Origin of the sequence: Caloranaerobacter azorensis DSM 13643, assembly GCF_900129995.1 — a bacterium.
In the GTDB taxonomy this organism is placed as follows: domain Bacteria; phylum Bacillota; class Clostridia; order Tissierellales; family Thermohalobacteraceae; genus Caloranaerobacter; species Caloranaerobacter azorensis.
This window is the reverse complement of sequence record NZ_FQXO01000094.1, coordinates 1-7683: the sequence shown is the minus strand read 5'-3', so window position 1 is coordinate 7683 and position 7683 is coordinate 1. Positions and strand designations below refer to the sequence as shown.

At 30.4% G+C, this 7683-nt stretch carries 11 protein-coding genes; 10 read left to right on the top strand and 1 reads right to left on the bottom strand.

Translation table 11 applies throughout. The features are described 5' to 3' along the window. The 5 genes from BUB51_RS13360 to BUB51_RS11310 form a co-directional block, all read left to right on the top strand. On the top strand, nt 1-320 hold a 320-nt coding region (locus BUB51_RS13360; protein ID WP_207647538.1), incomplete at its 5' end, for a hypothetical protein. A 442-nt stretch (nt 321-762) separates the two neighbouring features. Then, entirely contained in the window at nt 763-1089 is a 327-nt protein-coding gene (locus BUB51_RS11325) for a nucleotidyltransferase domain-containing protein (RefSeq protein ID WP_073197835.1), read from the top strand. Then, complete coding sequence (locus tag BUB51_RS11320; RefSeq protein ID WP_073197833.1) at nt 1079-1471, top strand: HEPN domain-containing protein; 393 nt, start codon at nt 1079-1081, stop codon at nt 1469-1471. Before BUB51_RS11325 ends, BUB51_RS11320 begins: the two co-directional genes overlap by 11 nt. Nucleotides 1472-1809: 338 nt before the next feature. After that, complete coding sequence (locus BUB51_RS11315) at nt 1810-2367, top strand: DUF1643 domain-containing protein (RefSeq protein ID WP_073197831.1); 558 nt, start codon at nt 1810-1812, stop codon at nt 2365-2367. 1 nt (nt 2368) lies between these two features. Beyond that, nucleotides 2369-2737, top strand: a complete 369-nt coding sequence (locus BUB51_RS11310; protein ID WP_073197829.1) for a hypothetical protein — start codon at nt 2369-2371, stop codon at nt 2735-2737. 407 nt (nt 2738-3144) lie between these two features. Here the strand turns inward: BUB51_RS11310 and BUB51_RS13480 are convergent, their stop codons facing one another. After that, a complete protein-coding gene (locus BUB51_RS13480; protein WP_242945586.1) occupies nt 3145-3270 on the bottom strand; it encodes a helix-turn-helix domain-containing protein in 126 nt (41 codons plus the stop codon). A 215-nt stretch (nt 3271-3485) separates the two neighbouring features. On the opposite strand from BUB51_RS13480, the gene BUB51_RS11300 reads away from it, so the two are divergent. The 5 genes from BUB51_RS11300 to BUB51_RS11280 all read left to right on the top strand — a co-directional run bounded on the left by BUB51_RS11300 (nt 3486) and on the right by BUB51_RS11280 (nt 7348). Beyond that, nucleotides 3486-3686, top strand: a complete 201-nt coding sequence (locus BUB51_RS11300; protein WP_073197828.1) for a helix-turn-helix domain-containing protein — start codon at nt 3486-3488, stop codon at nt 3684-3686. 116 nt (nt 3687-3802) lie between these two features. Continuing rightward, nucleotides 3803-4192, top strand: a complete 390-nt coding sequence (locus BUB51_RS11295; RefSeq protein WP_073197826.1) for a zinc-ribbon domain-containing protein — start codon at nt 3803-3805, stop codon at nt 4190-4192. Between the two features lie 48 nt (nt 4193-4240). Next, nucleotides 4241-5506, top strand: a complete 1266-nt coding sequence (locus BUB51_RS11290; RefSeq protein ID WP_073197824.1) for a copper amine oxidase N-terminal domain-containing protein — start codon at nt 4241-4243, stop codon at nt 5504-5506. Between the two features lie 68 nt (nt 5507-5574). After that, nucleotides 5575-5793, top strand: a complete 219-nt coding sequence (locus BUB51_RS11285; RefSeq protein WP_073197822.1) for a hypothetical protein — start codon at nt 5575-5577, stop codon at nt 5791-5793. A 253-nt stretch (nt 5794-6046) separates the two neighbouring features. Further along, the gene (locus BUB51_RS11280) at nt 6047-7348 is read left to right on the top strand and encodes a copper amine oxidase N-terminal domain-containing protein (protein WP_073197821.1); all 1302 of its coding nucleotides are present in this window, start codon (nt 6047-6049) and stop codon (nt 7346-7348) included. Nucleotides 7349-7683 lie beyond the last annotated feature (335 nt).

The following is a 7683-nucleotide window of genomic DNA, read 5'->3' as shown; positions in this document are numbered from 1 at the left end:
TTGAAGACATAAGGGTTCAAAAAATGGATTCAATTAGAAATCTAAATCTATTACTCACTATAGTTATAGGTTTTATTGGTATACTATCAGAACATCAGAATGACAGTATTCTTATAAAAAAAATATTTCAATGTGCTAAAAGTATATATAGTAAAGCTAAGTTTGTTTATTATCAAATAGCTGATGGAATTTATGATATTCTGCAAAAAAGTACTACTGGTATTAATAACCTTATTTCAAAATGTAAATCCAAAGAATCACAACAACTAACTCTCTTTGATGTCTTGAATTTACACAATTTGAGCAGTTTTGTTATCTAATTTTGGGGAAACTTAAAAAAAGATGTACCTTGACATAAAAAAATAATCTGCTATAATGAAGTAGTGTCAAGGAAAAGATACTACTTGGGGGTAGATGGCGGCTGGTGTCGCCTCTGGTCTTCAAATCTTGATAAAAGGATTTTAGTTAGTTTTAGGTAGGTTTTATTAAGTTTAATAAATGTTGAATAATAGCCATTTGCAACCTGTATGGTTTCAAATGGCTTTGTTTATTTTTGATTAATTGTTGTTATTATGACGGCGAGATGGCGGCGAAGACGGCATTGGCGACGGCAAAATGTTTTGATAATATGATTTATATAGAGGTAAAACATACTATAAGCAAGAAATAAATGGGCGTAGATTTGTATAACCTTTTGATTAGGAATGTTTATTTAGAGTATAATTATAATATAGATATCAAATTTTTGGGGAGGTGGATATTATGCTACAACAAATGGGAAATGAAATTAATAAAATAATAAACCAGATTAGGGCAGTTGTTTTAACAAGCAAGATATATTTGTTTGGTTCTTTTGCCTATGGAACCCCTAATGATGAGAGCGATTTAGATTTATGTATTGTTATAAATGAAAAGAATGTAAGAAAAAGAGATTTGATAAAAACTATTAGGAAAGCCATATCAAAGGTTGCAACTATGCCTGTAGATATTATAGTTTACTATAAAGATGAATTTGATGAGAGAGCGGTATTAGAATCTACTTTGGAATATAAAATTGCTCATGAAGGGGTTAGTGTATATGAACAATAAAGATATTGCATATGAATGGTTTGATTTTGCTGATAATGATTTAGATTCAGCAAAATTTCTTCTTCAGATGTATCCAATTCCTTTAGAAATAATATGCTATCATTGTCAGCAAAGTGCAGAAAAATATTTAAAAGGATATATTGCTTTAAATGGTGATAATATAATAAAAACACATGATTTAACACTTCTTAATAAAATTTGTATGAAGTTTGATAAGGATTTTCAAGAAATTGAAGATGATTGTATAGAATTAGTTGATTATGGAGTTCAGGTTAGATATCCGTTTCGCATTGAGTTGGAAGAACAGGATATGAAAAAAGCATTAGAAAGTGCTGAAAGAATTAAGAATTTTATATTAGATAAGGTTAAGCAATCTGAATAATGCTATTTTTTACGCTGTTAATACTTGAAGCAGGTATTTTTACCTGCTTTTTGCTTTTATTATAAGCAGTAATTTTGATACAACAAATGGATTTGGTAAAAATGGATAAATATAAGCATTACAAAAGAGTAGTTTATCATGTTAGGTTATACGGTGAACCGTACCACAAGTAACGGCGGTTTTTTGAAGGTTAGTAGTTAGGTACACTAAAAGATTGGATTATTGATAAATAAAAGTGTATGAAGTAAAAAAATAAGCATATATCATAATAATGGATAACAAAACCTCCAACGGATAATGAATCTGTTGGAGGTTTTACTTTGAAAGGAGGTCTACCAATGCCCATAACCCAAAAAACTACCATAAAAACAGAAGCATATTTCTCAAAAGATGGTAAACACAGATACCTACTAAAAAAAGAATGGGACAAAAGAAAGAAAAAAGCAATGGTAATTATGATTAACCCAAGTTCAGCAGATAGTATGGTTATAGACCATACAACTATGTATGTAATAAATAACCTGTCAAAACTTGATTTTGGTTCTGTAGATATAGTAAATATGTTTTCTAAAATAGACATAAGATTAAGTTCAAGGCAAAGTATAGAAGAATTAGTGGATAAAGAAAATGACAATTACATTGAAAAATCAGCAGCAAAGGCAGACTATATAATAATAGCTTGGGGAAGTATTGGAGAAAACAATAAAAAGATTAAGGAAAGGCAAAAAGAAATATTTAATCTACTAAAAAAATACAAAGATAAGCTATATACAATCTGTGATTTAAAAGGAAGGGGTGGTTATCATCCATTGGCTCCACAAGTGAGACATAGTTGGAAACTTGAAAAAATGAATTTAGAAGATGATTTAAAAATAAAACGAAAGGGGAAGAAGTAAAATGATAAAAATAGGACATAAACGAGAAGTTGAAAATATTAAAGATTTACCTAAAGAAGTATTAGGAGTAATAAGAGAAATAGCTGCTACACTAGATACATACTATGGAGAGAACAGGGATGTGGATAATGAAGACGGTGGATATGTTCTAATAATTGAGTCAGAAGAAGATATTGAGAAACTAGAAGAATTTGATATTTACCTTGATGAAGAAATATATCCAGAGTATGTAGACAGAATTAAGGTAGAAGAAGGAGAAGATTGGATTAATGTTCTTATTCTTTGTAATAACGAATTTGGAATATCTTTAATAATGCCAATAAGTATTGCACCAGAAACATTACTTTATGAAATAAGCGAGGAGGCATAGACTATGAGAAGAAATTTAATTGAAATAAAGACTAAAGGTAGATGTCTTATGATAATTCAGAAGGACAATAAAGGAATGATAAAAAGAATAATAGGTAAATGTAAAGCTAAGAGAGATTAAAAATCCGCTATCTAAAAAGGAAAATAGATAGGGGATTTTTCAATTGAAATATTTAGTCGAATAGTTATTTTGAATTTCTTATCATTCTTTTAGCTTTGATATAAGCAAGAAACTCACTTTTATCTTCATCAGACCATGAATTAAAATCTTTAAGTTCATCTAAAATCTTTAAAAATTCTGGATTAGACAGAAGCTCTTTGATTTCAGAATTGATTTCAATATTATCTGTTTCACCAAGTAAGTAACTGACAGTAGTGTTAAGACCTTTGGCAATATCTTTTAACCTTTCAAGTGATGGGTTGCTTCTTCCATATATCGCTTAAAAAAGAAATAGATATATCAGTTCTTTTAGATAACTCTTTTAATGATAGTCCTCTTTCCTTTCTTAACTTTTTAATACGCTTTCCAACCATAAATATTCCTCCTTGAAATTCCGTAAATAACGGATTAATTAAAGTATATCACAAAAATATACAAAAACATTTCGATTTATACGTAAAACTGCAATATAATACAGAAAACGGCAGAATTTAGACATAATCTTTTTAAATCATAAAAAATCATGAATAACGAAGTTGTACTGATTACGGAATTAACGTAAAATAGACTTGGTTGGAGGTGGTAAAAAATGGACATAGGAGAAAAGATAAGAGAAGAAAGAATCAAGAAAGGTTTAAAACAATGTCAGCTTGCAAACAAAGCAGGAATTTCAAATACGTACTTATCGGATATAGAGGTCGGAAGAACAACTCCATCAATAAAAACTCTGATGAAAATAGCAAAGGCTCTTGATGTAGATTGTACCGTATTTTTGAAACCTGACAATTAAAAGAAAAGACAATAGAACTTTTACAATAGATTTTCAAGGAGGTGATTAAATTGAAATGATAATTTTTATCCCTATGAAAGACAAAATATCCAATTCAGAAGGGGAGGTTATCAAAGATGTTTTGCAACAAGTGTGGCAATGAAATTCCAGATGACAGCAAATATTGCTTGAAATGTGGAAATCAAATTGAAACAGAAGAAACTGCTAAAGACAAGGAAGTAGAAAAAGGACAAACAGTTGCAGTAGAAGTAAATAAAGAAAATACTGTGCAAAAATCAGTTTGTTTAGTTTGTAAAGGAAGAGGTAAGAAAATAAAGAAAAGATATGCTGCTATCAGTATAATAATAACGATTTTCGTACTTACTCCAATGCTCTTTATATTTGGAACTATGGAAGGAAGTACAGGTTTACTTGGTTTTATATTTCTAGCTTCATCAGTTTTAGGTTGGGGATTTAAAAAACGTAAATGTCCTGTTTGTGATGGTAAAGGTAGTATAAATCTATAATGTTTTCATATAAAAGCATAATCATATAGGAAGACAAGGGGGATTTTGATGACTAACACAAAGAGGAAAAATAGATTAATAAACATTACATGTATATTGATGATTTTAATTGTTTTAATGGGGAATATATTTCAATTACAGGCTTTTGCAGAAGAAGAACCTATTAAAGTCAAAGTAAACGGAAAAGAAATTGAATTTGAACAGCCGCCTGTAATAAAAAATGGAAGAACTCTTGTACCATTAAGAAAAATATTTGAAGCATTGGGTATATCAGTAGAATGGGATAGTGAAACAAGAACAGTATTTGCATTCAAGGGAAGTATTGTAATAAGCATACAAATAGGTTCAAAAACAGCTATGATTCAAGATGAAGAAAATATAGAAACAGAAGTAGAATTAGATGTACCAGCACAGATAATACAGTCAAGAACTTTTGTTCCAGTAAGATTCATAGCTGAATCAATAGGAGCAGAAGTAAAATGGGATGGAGCGACAAGAACAGTAATAATCAACATGGCAAATGAAAAAAAGTATCAAAGAATCGATTTTGAAGATGGATACTACGAAGGAGAATTAATAAACGGAATACCAAATGGATATGGTAAATGTGTATGGAATAATGGAGATACATACGAAGGCAACTGGTTTGACGGACAAAAAAGCGGACAAGGCAAATACATATGGGCTAATGGAGATGTATATGAAGGTAATTGGCATGAAGGAAGGATATATGGTAAAGGGAAATATACATTTGCCAATGGAGATGTTTACGAAGGAGAATTTGCAGATGGAGAAATGATTAAAGGAGTTGTAACAAAAGCTAATGGAGAAAAATATGAAGTAGATATTGAAAAGGATATTGAAGAAGAAGCAAAAAAAGAAGAAAACGATTTCAAAAAACAGGCTTTAAATGGACCGAGTTACAATGAACTAATGAAAAATTCTTCTAAATACTTAAATGTTCCTGACTACTTCGAAGGAACAGTAATACAGGCAGTTGAAAATGAAGATGGAAAAACCATATTATTGATAGATATAAGTTCATTTATGAATTCATTCATAGATTTATACAACCAATATAATGATGACCTAAACTATATTGATAATCTTGAAAGTAAAATAATAGCTGTTTTTTCAGATACAAGTGTAGACATTCTTCAAGATGACTATGTAAAAATATATGGTAGAGTAATGGAAAACTTCACATATGAAGACATATATGGAGTTTATCATACAGTACCAGCATTAAAGCTAGTAGAGTATGAAAGAAGCAAAAGAGCAGATGAATTGATGGATGAACTATTAGGTAATTAATAAATTATATATTTACGTCTAATAAAACATAAGACAAGTAATAAAAGATATAGGAAGGAGTTTAGATAATGCCACTACCAGAGATAATGATGGGGCTTTGTATGATAACATTAGCGGTAGCTTTTTTCAAATTTCAATGGGGAAAGGGAATATTATATTTATTTCTAATGGCTACAGTAGGAAGTGCAGTATTCCAAAACTCTGAAACTATTGGAAGTATAGCAATGATTATAATAAGTATTGTATTTCTTAAGTGGATGAACAGGAAGCCAAAGTTATTCGAATAAATATAGAGTATCATAAAAAATGTTGATTTAAACAAACAAGTAAATTTAAAAATTAATAACAATGAGTACTAATTATATCTAACTACTGTAAATTTCTAAACACTCCGATTTTCTGAAATAAGAAAATCGGAGATACTATTATTTATTCGACTAAAAATTAGCATACATAATTAGTAATATTTAGCAGGAGATTATTAGTTCATAGAGAAAATATACTCATGGACAGATAGATGAAAAGGAGAGATAGGTTGCTATGAGAAGAATAAGTATATTTCTAGTTATTATCTTATTAATGAATATTGCAAGTCCATTAATGGTAATAGCAGATGAACAGCCAATTAAAGTATCTATCAATGGCAAATTATTAGAGTTTGATGTACCACCAACTATAATTAATGGAAGAACATTAGTACCAGTAAGAGCAATTTTTGAGTCTTTAGGACTTAAAGTAATATGGGATGGACAAACTAGAACTGTAATAGGACAAAAAGATAATCTTCAAATAAAGTTACCTATAGGAAATAAAAAGGCAAAAAAGAATGATGATGAAATTGAATTAGATGTACCAGCAACTATAATAAATGGAAGAACATTAGTACCAGTCAGATTTATAGCAGAAAGTCTTGGGGCAAAAGTAGAATGGGATGGAGAAACTAAAACTGTGATTATTACATCATCAGCGAAAATAAATCCTTTTTCATTGGAAAAATTAAAACAATTAGTAGAAAACACTCCAGTAGATAAAGAAATACTGGAATTTAGAAAAAAACCGAATAAAAGGAGAACTGGGCTAAAGAAAATGGAAGGTAAATACTTTGATTTATACTATCCAGATGATGATAAGGCTAAAGAAGTAGCAGAATTATTGAAACCATACATGGATACTGCATATATTTATTTAGTTGAGTTATATGGACAACAAGCACCTGTTGAAGTACATTTAATACACGAAAAAGATGCCGAAAATCTAAAAGAAGGTGATATAAGAAGAAAAGAAAATGTAACTTTTGTTTGGATTGAACCTAATAATGATGATGGTGGTAATAACATTGCTGAATTAGTGCATGAAATGCATCATAACTTTTTTAAGCATGTAAACAATAATTGGTCATGGGCTGATGATAAGTGGTCGTCATTCGTTGATGAGGCTCTAGCGAAATTATTACCTTCTTTATATGTAAAAAATGTATATGATGGAAAAACAGATATGTGGGATATAGAATCAGACTATACACGAACTTTAATAGGAATAAAAAAATCAGTAGGCAATGATTTTGTAACATTAGATGAAGCAGTAGATAAATATTTAGGGAAACCTCGTTCTTGGGGTAGGGCAGAAGGAAGACATCGTATAGCCCAAAATACTGCACTTGCATTTTGGATGTATGTATATAATGAGTATGGTATAGAAAAGATAAAAGAAGTATTAAGGACTATTGGTAAAGGTAATTATAAACCTAAATTAGAAAAAATATTCAATAAATCAATGGAGGAACTTTCAGATGATTTAATTAATGCTATAAATGAAGCATACAATAATACTTATTCATACTAACAAAAAAGAGAATTCTCTTTAAAATAGAGAGTTCTCTTTATTTGTGTGCCGGGCATGCGTAACAACTAGGTGGTGAAAGTCCACTGTGGGGGTTGACCGTGCCAACCACTAGCTAAAGGCAAGGGTGTCCATCGTGAGGTGGAATCTGAAGGAAGCCGGAGGCAAAATCCTGGTCCGAGGTACACGAACCACATTCGAGGCTGTATAAATCGGGTGAGTTTGCAAAACAAAACAAAGCCCAAAACGGTCCGAAGGTTTATGCAGTAAATGTGGCGGATATATGGGAGGAAAGTGGTTACGCTTACCCCGGGAGGTCTCAAGGGTACGTCATTTAG

Bases quoted from the DNA above. Each gene is read 5' to 3' on its own strand.
- BUB51_RS11325 (WP_073197835.1), top strand. From the start codon at position 763: ATGCTACAACAAATGGGAAATGAAATTAATAAAATAATAAACCAGATT.
- BUB51_RS11290 (WP_073197824.1), top strand. From the start codon at position 4,241: ATGACTAACACAAAGAGGAAAAATAGATTAATAAACATTACATGTATA.
- BUB51_RS11300 (WP_073197828.1), top strand. From the start codon at position 3,486: ATGGACATAGGAGAAAAGATAAGAGAAGAAAGAATCAAGAAAGGTTTA.
- BUB51_RS11280 (WP_073197821.1), top strand. From the start codon at position 6,047: ATGAGAAGAATAAGTATATTTCTAGTTATTATCTTATTAATGAATATT.
- BUB51_RS11315 (WP_073197831.1), top strand. From the start codon at position 1,810: ATGCCCATAACCCAAAAAACTACCATAAAAACAGAAGCATATTTCTCA.
- BUB51_RS11295 (WP_073197826.1), top strand. From the start codon at position 3,803: ATGTTTTGCAACAAGTGTGGCAATGAAATTCCAGATGACAGCAAATAT.
- BUB51_RS11285 (WP_073197822.1), top strand. From the start codon at position 5,575: ATGCCACTACCAGAGATAATGATGGGGCTTTGTATGATAACATTAGCG.
- BUB51_RS11320 (WP_073197833.1), top strand. From the start codon at position 1,079: ATGAACAATAAAGATATTGCATATGAATGGTTTGATTTTGCTGATAAT.
- BUB51_RS13480 (WP_242945586.1), bottom strand. From the start codon at position 3,270: ATGGTTGGAAAGCGTATTAAAAAGTTAAGAAAGGAAAGAGGACTATCA.
- BUB51_RS11310 (WP_073197829.1), top strand. From the start codon at position 2,369: ATGATAAAAATAGGACATAAACGAGAAGTTGAAAATATTAAAGATTTA.